Genomic DNA, 17049 nt, shown 5'->3' with positions numbered 1-17049 from the left:
CTCCCTTCTCCCCGGCTACCGCGGTGGCAGCAGTGGTGCCAGCAACTCCAGATCCTTCTCGGCCCGGCAGACCAGGTAGCGCGGCCCATCATCCGGCAGCGGCGCGCCCACCGGGAAGGCGGTCAGCCCGATATCGCCATAGACCCGCAGCAGCCCGGGCCCGACGCGCCAGAAGGCCGCATCCACGCCAGCGCGTTCGCACATGTCCCGGAAGCGCCAGATGGCGGAGACGCGGTCGCGCTCCTCCCCCGCCGGATCGCCCAGGCCGAGCCAGATGCCGTTGCGCTTGACGAAGCCGAAGCCGGCACGCCCGCTTTCCCCGAACACCGCGCCATCGGCCAGTTCCGGCGCCTCCGCCCCCAAGGCGAGCAGCCGCGCCCGGATCTCCGGACTCCAGGCCTCCGGCACCAGACGGGCCGGTCGCAGCAGCCGCACCACGGCGACCAGCAGCAGCACCGCCGCAAGCCCGACCGAGAAGCGCAGGCTGTCCGGCGCAAGGGGCGAGATCACCACCTCCCACCAGCTTTCCGTCGCGACCTTGCCGCCATAGCTGACCAGCGCCAGCATCAGCGCGCAAAGCCCCACCACCACCAGCGGCAGCAGCGAGGCACCCGCCAACGGTTCGCGCATCAGCCGGGCGCTGCGGTAGAAGGCGCTGCGCATCGCCGCCAGCAAGCCGGCCACCAGCAGGAAAGCGCCCCAGAGCCACCAGCCATCCGCGCGCAGCCAGCATATCAACGCGCCGATGATCAGCAGGACGATGCCCGCGCCCCAGGCCAGGGTCAGCCGCCGCAGCAGCCCATAGCCCATCACCAGAAGCAGCGAGCCGATCAGGGAGGCGGCGAAATGCGAGGCGACCGCGGCCTCATACCCCGCCCATTCCGCCACCGCCGTGCCTCGCGCCGGCAGCGCGCCGACGAAGATCAGCAGCGCGCCGCCGATGCTCACCAGGCCCGCGATCGCCGGCACTTCCAGTGCATCGGCCACGCGCTGCTCCGCGGCGAAGCGCACCAGGGCATGGCGGCGCTGCGCGATCTCGAAGCCCGCGAACAGGATGCCGGCCAGGAACAGCGGCACGATGTAGTAGTACAGGCGGAACAGCAGCAGCGCCCCCACCACCTGCGCCGGCGTCAGCCAGGGCGCCAGGCCGATCAGGATGGCGCCATCGAAAACGCCGATGCCGCCGGGCAGGCTGGCGGCGATGCCGGCGGTATAGGCGGCCACATAGATGCCGAGGAAGCGCAGGAAGGTCAGACCCTCCGCCTCCGGCAGCAGCACGTAGAAGATCATCGCGGTGACCGCGACATCGACGCTGGCCAGGGTGGTCTGGGCCACCGCCATGCGGAAACCGGGCAGATCGATGCGGTGCTTGAAGATCGTCACATGGCTGCGGATGCGCGACAGCGTCACATAGGCGATCACCAGCCCCCACATCGCCAGGCCGAGCAGGTTCATCGCCCAATGCGGCACGTGTTCGCCGAGGCCGGGCACCACCTCCGGCTCCACCAGCAGCACCAGGCCACCGAGCGCGAAGCCACCCAGGCCGAAGGTCAGGCTGGTGAAGGCCACGACCTTGGCGATGGCCAGCGGCGGCAGCCCCCAGGCCGCGTAGAAGCGGTAGCGCACCGCGGCGCCAGACACCGCCGCGAAGCCCAGATTATGCGCCAGGGTATAGGCGCAGAAACTGGCCAGGGAGGTGCGGGCATAGCTGACCGGATAGCCGGCATAGACGCTGCCGAGCCGGTCGTAGATGGTCAGCACCGCATAGGCGAGCAGCGTCCAGCCGGCCGCGATCCACAGCGTGGCGGGATGGATGGCGGCCAGCGAACTGCGGATATCCGCCATCGAGAGGCTGCGGAATTCCTTCTGCACAACCCAGATGGCCGCGATCAGCAGCAGGACGCCGAAGCCCGCCACGCCATGCCGGCGCAGCAGCCCGCCCAGCTTCTTCACGCGGCGGCGTCTCCAAGGGGGGCGTCGCTGGCCGCAGCGGGGCGGGCCAACGCCGTCTCGATCAGCCCGATGGTGCCGGCGATGCCGTAGAGCGCGACGAAGCCGCCGAAGCGCGGCCCCTCCGGCTGGCCGAGCAACACCTGGTACAGCGCGTTGAACCAGGCCCGCGACACGCCGGGGCGGCCATCCTTGGTCATCTCGATGAAAGGCTCCCGCCGACCGGCGTCATAGACCACATCCTGGATGGCGCGGGCCTGTTCGTCCGGCGGCAGCAGGTCGAGCTCCGGCTGCCGCGCCCGCAGCATCGCGGCCAGCGCCTCAAAGGCCGGGCGCTCGGCCTCCGTCGCGGGGCGGTGCTGCTTGTTGGGGGCGACGCGGTCCCGGTAATAGGCCACCGCGTGTTCGACCAGCCGCGCCAGCAGCGGATGCGTCTCCCCGCTCGCCTCCGGCGCGTAGCGGCGCAGAAAGCCCCAGAGCATCTCGGGCGCATCGGCGTTGATCACGCTGGCGAGGTTCATCAGCATGGTGAAGGACACCGGCGTGCCCGGGTCGTTGGTCGGCCCGCCCAGGATGTGCCAGGCCGGATTGTCCGGGCCAGGCGCCGTCCGCAGCCGGTCGAGGTTCTGCACATATTCGTCGACGGCGCGCGGAATGACGTCGAAATGCAGCCGCTTGGCGCGGCCGGGCTGGTTGTACATGAACTGCGCCAGGGATTCGGGCGGCGCATAGTGCAGCCACTCGTCGATGGTCAGGCCATTGCCCTTCGACTTGCTGATCTTGCCGCCTTCCTCATCGAGGAACAGCTCATAGGTGAAGCCGATCGGCGGCTGGCCGCCAAGCACCTTGCAGATGGCGCCCGAGAGCCTGACGCTGTCGATCAGGTCCTTGCCTGACATCTCGTAATCCACGCCGAGCGCATACCAGCGCAGCGCCCAGTCGGCCTTCCACTGGGCCTTGCAATGGCCGCCGGTGATGCGCGTGCCGTGGCGTTCGCCGGTCTCGGGATCGACCCAGACCAGCAGGTCCTCCGCCGGCAGCACCTCCTCCATCGGCACCTGCATCACCACGCCGGTCTTCGGGTGGATCGGCAGGAAGGGGGAATAGGTGGCGCGGCGTTCCGGGCCGAGGGTTGGCAGGATCACCGCCCGCACCTCCTCATGCCGTTCCGCCATGCGCAGCAGCGCCGCATCGAATCGCCCCGAACGATAATAGTCGGAGGATGAGGCGAATTCGTAGTCAAACCCGAAACGGTCGAGGAAGGCGCGCAGCCGGGCGTTGTTGTGATGCCCGAAGCTTTCATGCGTGCCGAAGGGATCCGGCACCGCCGTCACCGGCCGGCCGAGATATCCCGACAACATCTCCCGGTTAGGAACATTGTCCGGCACCTTGCGCAGCCCGTCCATGTCGTCGCTGAAGGCGATCAGCTTGGCGGGCATGCCGGTCAGCCTTTCGAAGGCGCGGCGCACCCAGGTGGTGCGCGCCACCTCCCCGAAGGTGCCGATATGCGGCAGGCCGGAGGGGCCGTAGCCGGTTTCGAACAGCGCCGCCGTTTTGCCGCTGGACTTGACCCGATCGGCGACCTTGCGCGCCTCCTCGAAGGGCCAGGCCTTGGCGGTGGTGAGATCGGCGGACATGGCGGGCTTGCACCTCAAGCTGGGACTGCTGCGCCTTATAGAAGGGGGCGGCGATCCAGGCGAGGCCATGGCCGAAGACGGTGCGGCCCACGCGGCCGGGTTCCGCGGCGCCTCGGAGCCGCCTGACGACCGCGCATAGCGATATTTTAGCAATTTTCTGCTGACATGAAGCCTCCTGGTCTATTGATTTGCAGATGAAACAAGGAAGCTTCCGATGATGGCCTGCTCCTGCTGTGCCGATGCGCCCCGAGGCCTCGGGCGTCGCCGCCTGCTCTGGGGCGCCGCCGCCCTTGGCTGCATGGCCGTTGCCGGCCCGGCGCGGGCGGATAGCTCGGCCATGGCCCATACCAGCATGACCCCCGACCAGGCATTGCAGGCCCTGATGCAGGGCAATGAGCGCTTCCTGAGCGGCGCGGTGACCCCCGCCGCGCCGGACCCGGAGCGCCGCGCCAGGCTCGCCACCGGCCAGGCCCCCTTCGCCGCCATCCTCGGCTGCGCCGACAGCCGCGCCTCCCCGGAACTGCTGTTCCATGCCGGGCTGGGCGAGCTGTTCGTGGTGCGCAACGCGGGCAATATCGCCGATACCGGCGCCATCGGCAGCCTGGAATACGCCATCGGCAATCTCGGCGTGCCGCTGATCGTGGTGCTGGGCCACCAGAGCTGTGGCGCCGCCTCCGCCGCCGTGGCCATGGCGCAGAACGAGCTGACCCTGCCGCGCCACCTGCGGGACATGCTGCTGCCGATCCTGCCGCCGGCCCTGGCCGCGCTGCGGGCCGGGGGCGATGCGACGGATGGCGCCGTGCGCGGCAATATCCGCCGCAACGTCGCCCGCCTGACCGATGACAGCCCGGCCATCGCCGCGGCGGTCCATGCGGGCAAGGTGCGTGTCGTCGGCGCCTACTACACCCTGACGGATGAGCGGGTGTCGCTGATGGCCTGATGGCATCACCGGGCAGCGTTGCGCAGAAGGATGATTGGCCCGCCCGGCGCTTTGCGCTATGCGAGCCGACCATTCTTGCAACAGGAGCAGCGTGCGATGCGTGTGGGTGTGATCGGCGCCACCGGAGCGGTGGGGCGGGAGCTGGTGGAGGTCCTCGGGCGGCGTCGCTTCCCGGTGACGAAACTCCGCCTCTTCGCCTCGGGTCGCAGTGCCGGCACGATTATGCCCACGCCCTTCGGCGACACGGTGATCGAGGAATTCAGCCAGGAGGCCGCGCGCGACCTGGACCTGGCCCTGCTCGCCGTCTCCGGCGATTTCGCGAAGAAGCACGCGCCCGGCCTGGTCGCCGCCGGTGTCACCGTGGTGGACAATTCCTCCGCCTTCCGGCTGGAGGAAGGCATTCCGCTGGTGGTGCCGGAGGTGAATGCGGCGGCCATCGGCGATGCCAAGCTGATCGCCAACCCGAACTGCACCACCGCCATCCTGGTGGTGGCGCTCGCCCCGCTGCACGCCGAATTCGGCATCAAGCGCGTCATCGTCTCCACCTACCAGGCCGCCTCCGGCGCCGGGGCGGAGGGCATGGTGGAGCTGGAGCGGGAGACGCGGCGCGTGCTGGTCGATGGCGAGAAGGCCCAGAACGAGGTCTTCGCCCATCCGCTGGCCTTCAACGTGATCCCGCACATCGATAGCTTCCAGCCGAACGCCTATACGCGGGAGGAGATGAAGGTCGCCTGGGAATCCCGGAAGATCATGGGCCTGCCCGATCTTCTGATCTCCTGCACCGCCGTCCGCATCCCGACCATGCGCGTGCATGGGGAGAGCGTGACGATCGAGACCGAGCGCCCCGTCACCGCCGAGGCCGCCCGCGCCGTGCTACGCAAGGCCGCCGGCGTGAAGGTGCTGGATGACCCGGCCGCCCTGCTCTACCCGATGCCGCTGACCGCCACCGGCCAGGACGATGTCGAGGCCGGCCGCATCCGCGCCAACCCGGTGTTTGGCGATCGCGGCCTCGATTTCTTCCTCTGCGGCGACCAGCTGCTGAAGGGCGCGGCGCTGAACGCGGTGCAGATCGCGGAGCGCGTGCCGACACTTCGGGTGCCGGCCTGAGGGCAGCCGTTCGGCTGACCTGATCTGCCCCTTAGAAATTCAGCGCCTCCCTCTCCCCCCAACGGGGGGAGAGGGAAGGGGTGAGGGGGTCTTCCGAGTATGGCTTTGACGACGCCGAGGGGTCCTTCGCCTTTTCTGTAATCGACGGAACAACCGGCAAGCCCCCCTCACCCAATCCTCTCCCACTGTCAGGGGGAGAGGGCTCTTTCCCCCCGCGCGCCGCCATAATGGGAATTCGCATGCCGCCGCGCTTTTCCCTCTTTGTTCCCTCCCGCGCTGCCGCCACATTGGCGGCATGACTTCGCCTCGCCCGGCCGCCGCGGCATTCACGCAACCCCGACTGCTGCTGCCGGACAGCCCCGCGCTGATCGCCGGCTTCGGCCGTGGCACGCTGCTGACCCCCGATGGCGAACTCTTCTCCGGCCCGGCCATCGAAATCGGCCGCCGGCTGCGCGACATGCCGCCGCCCATGGTCGTGCATGCCCCCGCCGCCGCCCGCCGCCTGGGCCTGAACCCCTTCCCCGCCTGCGACCTGCTGGAGCTTTTCGCCTTCTGCCAGCCGGCCCGGCCCGCCGCCCCCACCCCGCGCGGCCTGGCCCTGGCGCTCGACCGCACGCCGCCGGAGGATGAGGAAGCACTGGCGGCCCTGCTGCCGGAACTCGCCACCGATCTGCTGCGCCACCTCGCCGCCGGCCGCCACAGCCCGATGAACCGCGACGCAGCCGCGCTCGCCGCCAAGCTGCGGCAGGAAACAGGTTGGCCCTGGGCGGATTCGATTCTCGCCGCCCTCGGCCAGGCCCAGGCGCGACCCTCCCCGGACCCGCTGAAGGTCTGGCGCCGCCTGCCGGATTGGGAGGAAGCGGCCCCGCCCCCGCCCCCCAGCCAGCACCCCGTCTCCGCCACCGAGGCCCGCCAGCGCCTGGCCGACATCCTCGGCGAAGGTTCGGAACAGCGGCCGCAGCAGGCCGACTACGCCTCCGCCGCCGCCAGCGCCTTCCAGGCGCGGGACGTGCCAGGCGCGCCGCATCTGGTGCTGGCGGAAGCGGGCACCGGCACGGGCAAGACGCTCGGCTATGTCGCCCCCGCCAGCCTCTGGGCGGAACGCAACGGCGCGCCGGTCTGGATCTCCACCTTCACTCGCAACCTGCAACGCCAGATCGACCAGGAAACCGCCCGCCTCTACCCCGACCCCACCGAGCGCCGCCGCCGCATCGTCGTGCGCAAGGGGCGGGAGAACTACCTCTGCCTGCTGAACATGGAGGAGGCGGTGGGCGCCGCCGGCATGGCCGGGCAATGGCTGCCGCTCGGCCTGATCTCGCGCTGGGCACTGGCGACCCGCGACGGCGACCTGCAAGGCGGCGATTTTCCGGGATGGCTGTCGGAGCTGTTCGGGTCGCACAATGTCTGGCCGCTGGCCGACCGGCGCGGCGAATGCATCCACTCCGCCTGCGGCCATTACAAGCAATGCTTCGTCGAACATTCGATCCGCCGCGCCAAGACCGCGACGCTGGTGGTGGCCAACCACGCGCTGGTGATGGTGCAGGCGGCGCTCGGCGGTGGCGAGGATGGCCGGCCGCAGCGCCTGGTCTTCGATGAGGGCCACCATCTGTTCGATGCCGCCGACGCTGCCTTCTCCGCCGATCTGTCGGGCGGAGAAGCGGCGGAGCTACGTCGCTGGCTGCTGGGCGCCGAGGGCGGCCGTTCCCGCGCCCGCGGCCTGTCCCGCCGGCTGGAGGAGCTGATCGGCGACCGCCCCGACCTGCTGCTGCCCTTGGAGGAAGCCTTGCAGGCCGCCCGCGCCTTGCCCGGCCCCGGCTGGCCCAACCGCCTGGCAGAGGAGGAGGCCGACAGCGCCCGGGGCGCCACCGAGGTGTTTCTGCAAGCCATCCGCCGCCAGGTGCTGGCCCGCGCGCGGGACGAGGAAGCCGGATACGGCATCGAATGCGACCTGCATCCGCTGGCCGAGCCGGTGGCGGGCGCCGCCGCGGACCTCGCCGACAGCCTGACCCGCCTGCGCATCCCCTTGCAGACCCTGCATGACCGCCTGGCCGCGCGGCTGGAGGATGAGGCGGAGGAGCTGGAGCTTGGCGACCGCATCCGCATCGAGGCTGCCTGCCGTGGCCTGGAACGCCGCGCTTTGATGCCGCTGACCGCCTGGTGCGCCATGCTCGGCACCCTGTCCGCCCCACCCCGCGCGCCCGGCACCCGCCCGGACTATGTGGACTGGTTCGCGCTGGATCGGCGGGAGGGGCGGGAGGTGGATTGCGGCATGCACCGCCACCACCTGGACCCCACCCAGCCCTTTGCCATGGCGGTCGCGGCCCCGGCCCATGGCGTGCTTATCACCTCCGCCACCCTGCGCGATCATGGCAGCCTCTCCGAGGCCGAGGCGGCGGAGGAAGCGCCGGAGGCCGCCTGGCGCGCGGCGGAAGCCCGCACCGGCGCCGCCCACCTGCCCAACCCGGCCATCCGCGCCGCCGTCGCCTCACCATTTGACTACGCGAGCCGCACCCGCGCCATCGTGGTGGAGGATGTGAACAAGGCCGATCCGGGCCAGGTCGCCAGCGCCTATCGCGCCTTGTTCGGCGCCTCCGGCGGCGGCGCGCTGGGCCTGTTCACGGCGGTGCGGCGGCTGCGGGATGTGCAGTCCCGCATCGCCCAGCCCTTGGCCGAGCGCGGCATTCCGCTCTACGCGCAGCATGTCGATGCGATGGACAATGCGACGCTGGTCGACGTGTTCCGCGCCGAGGAACATGCCTGCCTGCTCGGCACGGATGCGATGCGGGATGGCGTGGATGTGCCGGGCCGGTCGCTGCGCCTGCTGGTTTTTGACCGGGTGCCCTGGCCGCGGCCCTCCATCCTGCACCGAGAGCGGCGCACCCATCTCTCGGAAGGCCAGCCGAAATCCTATGACGACGCCATCGCCCGCCACCGGCTGCGCCAGGCCTTTGGGCGGCTGATCCGGCGTCATGACGACAAGGGCGTCTTCGTGCTGCTCGACCGCTCCTGCCCCTCCCGCCTTCTGGCGGGCCTTCCCACGGGCGTGGTGGTGCGGCGGATGGGGCTGCGCGACGCGGTGGCCGAAACCCGGGACTTTCTCGCGGAGAGCTGAATCATGGATGTCCGCCCGACCCTCGATGCGCCGGATGACGACCCCTACCTCTGGTTGGAGGAGGTAGAGGGTGACCGCGCCTTGGCCTGGGTCGCCGACCAGAACGCCCGCACCCGCGCCCGCTTCGCCGATGCCGGCTTCGAGGCCGATCGCGACGCGCTGCGCACCGCGTTGGACCGCCCCGGCCGCCTGCCGCACGTCACCCGCCGCGGCCCCCACCTGTTCAACTACTGGCAGGACGCCGCCAATCCGCGCGGCCTCTGGCGCCGCACCACCATGGACAGCTTCCGCAGCGAATCCCCGGAGTGGGAGGTGTTGCTGGACCTCGATGCGCTGACGGCGGCGGAGGGCGCGGATTGGGTCTGGAAGGGCGCCACCACCCTGCCCGGCCGCCATGACCGCGCGCTGCTGCGCCTGTCCCGTGGCGGCGGCGATGCGGTGGTGCTGCGGGAATTCGACCTGACGACCCGCAGCTTCCCGGCCGATGGTTTTGCCCTGCCCGAGGCCAAGGGCGGCGCCGGCTGGTTGGACCGGGACACGCTGCTGCTGTCTTCCGCGCTCGGCGGTGCCACCAGCTCTGGCTATTCCCGCACCGTCCGGATCTGGCGGCGCGGTGCCGACCCGCTGGCCGCGCCAGTGATCTTCGAAGTGCCGGAGACCAGCATGGCGGGCTCCGCCGGCGTGGACCGCGAGGGCGGGAAGGAGATGCTGGTCTTCTTCGAACAGCTCGGCTTCTACGACGCCCGCATCCATCTGGGCGACCGCGAGGGCCCCAAGGCGGAAATCCCACTGCCCACGGATGCGCATTACGCCTGGCAGCGCGGCCATGTCGCGGTGAAGCCGCGCACCCCCTGGACGGTCGGCGGCACCATCCACGCGCCCGACACACTGCTCGGCCTGTCCTTCGACGCGGTGATGCAAGGCGCGCCGGTGGCGGAGGTGCTGTTCACCCCCGAACCGCGCCGCGCCCTGCAAAGCTTCACCTGGTGCGACGGCACGCTGGTGCTCAGCATTCTGGATAATCTCGAACCGCATTTCGCCCTGCTGACACCGGGTGCGGATGGCTGGCGGCGCCAGGAAGTGCCCGGCCTGCCGCGCATCGGCGTGGTGGACCTCTGGGCGCTGGATGCGGAGGCGGAGGAATCGGACGGCACGCTGCTGGTCATGGCGCAGGACCCGGTGACGCCGCCGCGCCTGCTGCTGACCCGCACCACGCCCACCACGCCCGCCTTGCTGAAATCCGCCTCCCCCAGCTTCGACGCCGCCGGGCTGGTCGTGACGCGGCATGAGGCCGTGTCCTCGGACGGCGAGCGCATCCCCTATGTGCAGGTCGGGCCGAAGGACGAGACCGGACGCGCGCCCGTGCATCTTTCGGCCTATGGCGGCTTCCAGGTCTCCCGCCTGCCGAACTACGCTGCGACCTCCGGCCTGCTCTGGCTGCAGAAGGGCGGCACCACGGTGCTCGGCCAGATCCGCGGCGGCGGGGAATTCGGCGTGGCCTGGCATGAGGCCGGACGGTTGGCCAACAAGCCGAAAAGCCACGACGATTTCGCGGCCATTGCCGCGGATCTGGTGGCGCGCGGCGTGACGGTGCCGGGGCGCATCGCGGCGGAGGGTGGCTCCAATGGCGGGCTGCTGGTCGCCAATATGCTGACCCGCTATCCGGAGCGTTTCGGCGCGCTGTTCTGCACCATCCCGCTGATCGACATGCGCCGCTACACGAAGCTGCTGGCCGGCGCATCCTGGATGGCCGAGTATGGAGACCCGGACAAGCCCGAGGACTGGGCCTTCATACGCCATTTCTCCGCCTATCACGCCGCCGAGCCCGGCCGCGCCTACCCGCCCATCCTGCTGGCCACGACCCGGCGCGACGACCGCGTGCATCCCGGCCATGCCCGCAAGATGGCGGCGAAGTTGCAGGCCCTGGGCTATGATGCCTGGCTGCTGGAGCCCGAGGCGGGTGGGCATGGCTACGGCAAGGACAATGCCGAGGTGGCCAGCTTCGCCGCCCTTGGCGCCGCCTTCCTGCGGCGGGCCATTGGCTGGGATGTGTAAAACCCTCCCTTGACCCGCCTCGTCCCAGGGGCGACCAACGGCCCGGAAATCGGAGACCCATCATGCCAAGCCGCGCTGCCGCCGAACCCGCCGTGACGAGCTTCACCGCCCAGGAAGCCCTGGTCTGCGCCATGGTGCTGATGTCGGTCGCGGACGGGCCGATGTCCGATGCCGAGCTGGCCATGATGTCCCGCATGGTCCAGGACCTGCCGGTCTTCGCCGATTTCCACAGCGCGGATATCGAGACGGTGACCAATATCGTCGCGGGCCTGCTCGGTCGCACCGATGGGCTGGACCGCGCCATGGCCATGCTCTGCGACACCCTGCCGATGCGTCTGCGGGAAACCGCCTACCTCCTGGCCTGCGAGGTCTGTGCCGCAGATGGCGATGCGACGCAGGAGGAGCTGCGCTTCCTGCAGGACCTGCGCATCGGCCTCGACCTCGACCGCCTGATCGCCGGCGCCATCGAGCGGGCGGCCAAGGCGCGCTTCCAGGTCATCTGATCCTCATCGCGGCGGCGTGAGGACCAAAATAGAGACACGCGAACACACGCCCTGCGTGCAATCCTTCCCCGATACGATCGGGGAGCAAACAAATGGCCTGGAAGGTGATGTTCCGCGGCGACAGCCGCCATCCGGTGAACGACAACATCTTCACCAACGGCTTCACGAAGCAGAATCCCGCCATCGCGGCGCCCACCTATCGGGGCGCGGGGCCGGGGCAGGCCGGGGACCTGGACCCGCTCACCGGCGTCTGCGTCTCCGCCCGCTTCCAGGGCGCGGCCATGTTCCCGCTGAAATTGCAGGCCTGGGGCCCGGTGGCGCCCAGCACATTCATCTATGTGGTCTGCGTTGATCCCGCCACGCTGCTGAACACCCATGCGCAGCAGGTCCAGGATTCCCTGGGCGCCAAGGTGGGCACGCAATGGACCAACCCGCGGGCCGGGGAAAACCAGGACTGGAGCGTCAAAGCGCCCATGTGGCCGCTATTCGCGCATGAACTGGCGGCCGATTCCATCCCGGCCGGCGACATCATCAGCGCCATCGAATGCACCAGGACCTGGAGCGGCTGGAATTGGCAGAATGGCGGCACCTATCGCCTCGGCACCATCTACCACAATCCCGGCTGCACCGCGCCGCAGCAGGCGATCACCCTGGGCCGCGACTTCCTGGCCAAGGAGTTCAACAACCACCGGGACAACACCCTGCCCAATGGCGATGGCGGCTTCACCCTGTCGGTGCTGAGCTGAGCACCCCGTCCCGCGCCACCACCCGCCCATGGCTAAGCACCAACCGGCGCGGCGGGGTGGCGACCACGGCCTCCGCCACTGTCTCCGCCTCCACCAGCACCAGGTCGGCGCGGGCGCCCACCGCCAGCCCGTAATCGGCGAAGCCGCAGCCTTCCGCCGCCCAGTCGGTGACGGTGGCCAGCGCCAAGGCGATCTCGTCGTCGCGCCGAAACTCGTTCTTCAGGCCGATCAGCATCGCCCGCTGCAACATGTCCGGCATGTTGTAGGGGGTCCAGGTGTCGCGGATGCCGTCATTGCCGCCGAAGATCCGCCCGCCGGCGGCGCGCATGGCCTTCACGGAAGGCACGGCGCGGGACGGTGGCGCGGTGGTCGCCACGGCGATCCCGGCCTCCGCCAGCGCGGCATAGAGCGCCGGGGCGCGGGCGACATCGCCGAGGCAGAAGCCGTGGCTGATGACCACCTTCCCCTGCATGCCCAGCGCCAGGGTGCGCTCCACCGTCAGTTCCAGCGCGAAGGCCCCGAGCTCCCCCGGCTCATGCAGATGGATATCCAGCGGCTTGCCGTGCTTTTCCGAAAGCCCAAAGACCGCATCCAGATGCCCCTTGGGGTCGCGGTCGATGCCGGAGGGGTCGAGCCCGCCGACGATATCCGCGCCATTGCGCAGCGCCTGGTCCAGAAGCTCCAGCGTGCCGGGGCGGACCAGCAGGCCGGATTGCGGGAAGGCCACCACCTGAAGGTCCATGGTGCCGCGCAGCTCTTCCCGCAGTGCGACCAGTGCGTCGCAATGCGTGGTGCCAATCTCCGTATCCACATCCGCGAAACTGCGGATACGGGTGGTGCCGCGGGCCAGGAATTCGCGGGCCAGGCGGGCGGATTGCGTCGCGGGGTCGAAGCCGCTGCGGCGCGTGGCGCGCTCCGTGTCGATGCGGTCGATCAGGCGCGGACCGACCTCATTGGTCCACCAGCCCATGCCCCAGCGCGACTTGTCGAGATGAGTATGGCCCTCGACGAAGGCCGGCAGCGCCAGCAGCCCTTGCCCGTCCAGCACCGTGGCACCCGCTGGTGCCGCCAGACCCGGCCGGATGGCGGCGATCCTCTCGCCCTCGATCAGCAGATCGACGGCGGCACCGCCCAGGGGACGGCAATTGCGCAGCAGCGTGGTCATGCGGCCAGAACCCAATCCCGGAAAAGGTCGAGGTCGATATTGCCACCGCAGAGAATGGTGGCCACCCGCCGGCCGCGCATGCGGTCCTTTTCCTGCAACAGCGCTGCCAGCGGCGCGGCGCCGGCGCCCTCGGCCAGGTTATGGGTGTCTTGCCAATAGGCGCGGATGGCCGCGGCCACCTCTTCATCCGTCACCGTCAAGATGCGCGCCGCGCCCTTGGCGATGATGGCCAGGGCCGCCGGGTCCGGCACCCGCGTCGCCATGCCGTCGGCCCGCGTCTCCGCCCGCTCCGTCGTCACCACCCGGCCGGCGGCCACGCTACGGGCATAGGAATCGGCGCCGGTGCTCTGCACGCCGATGATCTCGGTCGACAGCCCCAGCAGGTCGCGGGCCATGATGCAGCCGCAGATGCCGGAGCCCAGCCCGATCGGCACATAGAGCGCGTCCAGCCGCGGTGCGGCGCGGAACAGCTCCAGCGCATAGGTCGCCACGCCGCGCACCAGGTCCGGCGCGAAGGAGGGGGCGAATTCCAGCCCCTCGGCCGCCGCCAGCCGCATGGCATGTTCGCGCGCCGCGTCGAAATCCGCGCCATGTTCCACCAACCGGGCGCCCTGGGCGCGCATGGCGGCGTTCTTCTCCCGGCTATTGCCCTCCGGCACCACGATGGTGACCGGCACGCCGAGGCGTTGCCCGGCATAGGCCAGAGACTGGCCATGATTGCCCCGCGTGGCGGAGATGATGCCGGGGGTCTCCGACCGTTCCCGCTTCAACCGCTCCATGAAGACCAGCCCGCCGCGCACCTTGAAGGCGCCGGTCGGCGTGTGATTTTCGTGCTTCACCCAGACTTCGGCGCCGGTTCGTGCCGCCAACAAGGGCCAGGCATATTGGGGGGTCGCGGGGAATACCGCGTGAACCAGTCTCGCGGCGGCCTCCAGCCCAGGCAGGTCGAACACGCAACATCCTCCTTTTGGAAACATCGGCGCGCCGCCGCGTTCCTCTCGATGAACAGCATAGTGGAGGAGGCCGCCATGGCCATCACCGTCAACAGCAGCCAGTGGACCGGCGAGAGCAGCGAAAGCGCCAAGGGCGTGCCGGTGGTCTGGGGCGAGTTCGCCAGTGACGCCGCGCGCGATGCCGCCATCGCCCATCTCAAGGCCGATGGCGCGAAGCGACAGACACCGACGACCGACACCGACCGCCCGGTGAGCCCACCGGATGAAAACCCGGAGGAAGCCGACCTTCGCAACCGCCGTCAGCTCGGCGTGGGGATGTCCATGGCGGCAACGGCGATGGGCGCGGCGGGGCTGGTGATCGCCAGCGGTGGCGCCCTTCTGCCGGCCGTGGCCGCCGCGGCTGCGGCCGGTGCAGGCGCGGGCCTGGCCGGAGAGGCCGTGGCCGGCGCGGTGACGGAAGACCAGCAGGAAGGTGCCCGGCTTCCGCCCAGCGATGCCCCGCTGATTGGCCTTCGCGCGCCCGATGAAGCGACGCGCCACGCGGCGGAGGCCGCCCTGCGGGAAGCCGGAGCCATCAACATCATCATCGACGAGGACTGATAAGGGCGCCCCGCTGAAAACCGGGGCGGCGGAAGGCGGGCGGCATCAGCCGCCCGCCTCAACCCGTTGATTACAGCGGCCGGAGATTGATGGCAGCCGCCTTGCCGCGCTCCATCGCCACTTCGTAGGAGACCTTCTGGCCCTCATTGAGGCCCTGAAGGCCCGCCTTCTGGACGGCCGTGATGTGGACGAACACATCCTTGCCGCCATCCTGCGGGACGATAAAGCCGAAGCCCTTCGTCGCGTTGAACCATTTTACGGTGCCAGTCGCCATGCGAACTGGTTCCTCCCTGGACTAGCTCGCCCAAGCGCCGATCGCCCGGGCGGGGCGCCATGCGGCGGCGGCGGAACCTGGAGGCACCCTGGACGGAGCCGGGGAGGCACGACGAGGCAAGCCGATACGCAATGACCGTTGCAGGATGCGCACCCCCACTGGGGCAAGTCAAAGCCGCCGGAGGCCGGTCACGGCGATGTCAGATTTGTTGCGGTCGTAACAAAAAAAGAGGCGGACCGGACGGTCCGCCTCCTTCTTTCGGCAAATTCTGTCCGAGGTGGCAGCCGGTTACCCGGCTGCCGGCCGCGATCAGAAGTCCATGTCGCCGCCCATGCCGCCCATGCCGCCGCCGCCACCGCCGGCCGGAGCCGACTTCGCGGGACGCTCGGCCACCATGGCTTCGGTGGTGATCAGCAGGGACGCGACGGAGGCCGCATCCTGCAGCGCCGTGCGCACGACCTTGGTCGGGTCGATGATGCCGGCGTCCACCAGGTCCTTGTACTCGTCCTTCTGGGCGTCGTAGCCGTAGGTGTAGACGTCGCTGCGGAGCACTTCGCCCGCAACCACGGCGCCATCCTTGCCGGCGTTCTCGGCGATCTGCTTCAGCGGCGCCTGGATGGCGCGGCGAACGATCTCGATGCCGACCTGCTCGTCGCTGTTGGAACCCTTCAGCGTGTGCAGGTTGGTGCTGGCGCGCAGCAGCGCGGTGCCGCCGCCCGGCACGATGCCTTCCTGAACCGCGGCGCGGGTCGCATGCAGCGCGTCGTCGACGCGATCCTTGCGCTCCTTCACCTCGACCTCGGTCGAGCCGCCGACGCGGATGACGGCGACGCCACCGGCCAGCTTGGCCAGACGCTCCTGCAGCTTCTCACGGTCGTAGTCCGAGGTGGTCTCCTCGATCTGCGCCTTGATCTGCTCGCAGCGGCCCTGGATCTCGGTCTTCTCGCCGGCGCCGTCGACGATCGTGGTGTTTTCCTTCTCGATCTTCACCAGCTTGGCGCGGCCGAGCATGGCGAGGGTCACGTTCTCGAGCTTGATGCCGAGATCCTCGGAAATCACCTGGCCACCGGTCAGGATCGCGATGTCTTCCAGCATCGCCTTGCGGCGATCACCGAAGCCCGGCGCCTTGACGGCGGCGATCTTCAGGCCACCACGCAGCTTGTTCACGACCAGGGTCGCGAGCGCCTCGCCCTCGACGTCCTCGGCCACGATCACCAGCGGACGACCGGACTGAACAACGGCCTCGAGCAGCGGCAGCATCGGCTGGAGCTGGGAGAGCTTCTTCTCGAAGATGAGGAGGTAGGGGTTCTCCATCTCCGCGATCATCTTCTCCGCATTCGTGATGAAGTACGGGGAGACGTAGCCGCGATCGAACTGCATGCCCTCGACGACGTCGAGTTCGGTCTGGATGGACTTGGCTTCCTCGACGGTGATGACACCCTCGTTGCCAACCTTCTCCATCGCCTTGGCGATCATCTCGCCGATCTCGTTCTCGCCATTGGCGGAGAGCGTCCCGACCTGCGCCACTTCGGCGGAGGTGGTGATCTTCTTCGTCTTGGCTTCCAGCTCGGCGACGATCTGGGTCACGGCCTTGTCGATGCCGCGCTTCAGATCCATCGGGTTCATGCCGGCGGCCACAGCCTTGGCACCCTCACGGACGATCGCCTGCGCCAGAACGGTCGCGGTCGTCGTGCCGTCGCCGGCCGTGTCGTTGGTCTTCGAGGCCACTTCGCGCACCATCTGCGCGCCCATGTTCTCGAACTTGTCGGCCAGCTCGATCTCCTTGGCGACGGTGACGCCGTCCTTGGTGATCCGCGGTGCGCCGAAGCTCTTGTCGATCACGACGTTGCGGCCCTTCGGGCCCAGCGTCACCTTCACGGCGTCGGCCAGAATGTCCACGCCACGAATCATCTTCTCGCGCGCAGAGGCGCCGAACTTCACGTCCTTGGCAGCCATGTGTCTAAATCCTTGTCGATGTTGAGGAGCGGTGCGGTCCCGGATGGCGGC

Annotated in this window: 13 protein-coding genes; 7 read left to right on the top strand and 6 right to left on the bottom strand. The window is 69.6% G+C overall.

Annotated features, from left to right (window positions below; all coding sequences use genetic code 11):
• Positions 1-15: 15 nt before the first annotated feature.
• Together ACVFYP_RS02795 and ACVFYP_RS02790 are read right to left on the bottom strand one after the other, a co-directional pair.
• A complete protein-coding gene (locus tag ACVFYP_RS02795; protein WP_499198600.1) occupies positions 16-1953 on the bottom strand; it encodes a lysylphosphatidylglycerol synthase domain-containing protein in 1938 nt (645 codons plus the stop codon).
• Entirely contained in the window at positions 1950-3587 is a 1638-nt protein-coding gene (locus tag ACVFYP_RS02790; RefSeq protein WP_499198599.1) for a lysine--tRNA ligase, read from the bottom strand. The genes ACVFYP_RS02795 and ACVFYP_RS02790 overlap by 4 nt, the downstream gene beginning before the upstream one ends.
• A 214-nt stretch (positions 3588-3801) precedes the next feature.
• On the opposite strand from ACVFYP_RS02790, the gene ACVFYP_RS02785 reads away from it, so the two are divergent.
• From ACVFYP_RS02785 to ACVFYP_RS02760, 6 genes are all read left to right on the top strand, one after another.
• Positions 3802-4527, top strand: a complete 726-nt coding sequence (locus ACVFYP_RS02785; RefSeq protein WP_499198598.1) for a carbonic anhydrase — start codon at positions 3802-3804, stop codon at positions 4525-4527.
• A gap of 96 nt (positions 4528-4623) precedes the next feature.
• A complete protein-coding gene (locus ACVFYP_RS02780; RefSeq protein WP_499198597.1) occupies positions 4624-5634 on the top strand; it encodes an aspartate-semialdehyde dehydrogenase in 1011 nt (336 codons plus the stop codon).
• A 295-nt stretch (positions 5635-5929) separates the two neighbouring features.
• Positions 5930-8746, top strand: coding sequence for an ATP-dependent DNA helicase (locus ACVFYP_RS02775; protein ID WP_499198596.1), 2817 nt, complete (start codon positions 5930-5932; stop codon positions 8744-8746).
• Positions 8747-8749: 3 nt separating this feature from the next.
• A complete protein-coding gene (locus ACVFYP_RS02770) occupies positions 8750-10801 on the top strand; it encodes a prolyl oligopeptidase family serine peptidase (RefSeq protein ID WP_499198595.1) in 2052 nt (683 codons plus the stop codon).
• Between the two features lie 62 nt (positions 10802-10863).
• Positions 10864-11304, top strand: a complete 441-nt coding sequence (locus ACVFYP_RS02765) for a tellurite resistance TerB family protein (RefSeq protein ID WP_499198594.1) — start codon at positions 10864-10866, stop codon at positions 11302-11304.
• 92 nt (positions 11305-11396) lie between these two features.
• Complete coding sequence (locus ACVFYP_RS02760; RefSeq protein WP_499198593.1) at positions 11397-12050, top strand: hypothetical protein; 654 nt, start codon at positions 11397-11399, stop codon at positions 12048-12050.
• Here ACVFYP_RS02760 and ACVFYP_RS02755 read toward each other — a convergent pair.
• Positions 12028-13215 carry an amidohydrolase family protein gene (locus tag ACVFYP_RS02755; RefSeq protein WP_499198592.1) on the bottom strand — a complete coding sequence of 396 codons (1188 nt, stop codon included), beginning with the start codon at positions 13213-13215 and terminating at the stop codon, positions 12028-12030. The genes ACVFYP_RS02760 and ACVFYP_RS02755 overlap by 23 nt on opposite strands.
• Entirely contained in the window at positions 13212-14168 is a 957-nt protein-coding gene (locus tag ACVFYP_RS02750; protein ID WP_499198591.1) for a threonine dehydratase, read from the bottom strand. Before ACVFYP_RS02750 ends, ACVFYP_RS02755 begins: the two co-directional genes overlap by 4 nt.
• A 75-nt stretch (positions 14169-14243) precedes the next feature.
• On the opposite strand from ACVFYP_RS02750, the gene ACVFYP_RS02745 reads away from it, so the two are divergent.
• Entirely contained in the window at positions 14244-14768 is a 525-nt protein-coding gene (locus ACVFYP_RS02745) for a hypothetical protein (protein WP_499198590.1), read from the top strand.
• A 70-nt stretch (positions 14769-14838) separates the two neighbouring features.
• Here ACVFYP_RS02745 and ACVFYP_RS02740 read toward each other — a convergent pair whose 3' ends face one another.
• Both ACVFYP_RS02740 and groL read right to left on the bottom strand, forming a co-directional pair.
• Positions 14839-15042: a cold-shock protein gene (locus tag ACVFYP_RS02740; RefSeq protein ID WP_168050971.1), complete on the bottom strand. Its 204-nt coding sequence runs from the start codon at positions 15040-15042 to the stop codon at positions 14839-14841.
• Between the two features lie 309 nt (positions 15043-15351).
• Positions 15352-16998, bottom strand: coding sequence for a chaperonin GroEL (groL, locus tag ACVFYP_RS02735; RefSeq protein ID WP_499198589.1), 1647 nt, complete (start codon positions 16996-16998; stop codon positions 15352-15354).
• Positions 16999-17049 lie beyond the last annotated feature (51 nt).

The sequence above is a fragment of the Roseomonas sp. F4 genome (assembly GCF_053891155.1).
Note: the sequence above shows the minus strand (reverse complement) of the source record. Positions and strands in the feature narration are given on the sequence as shown.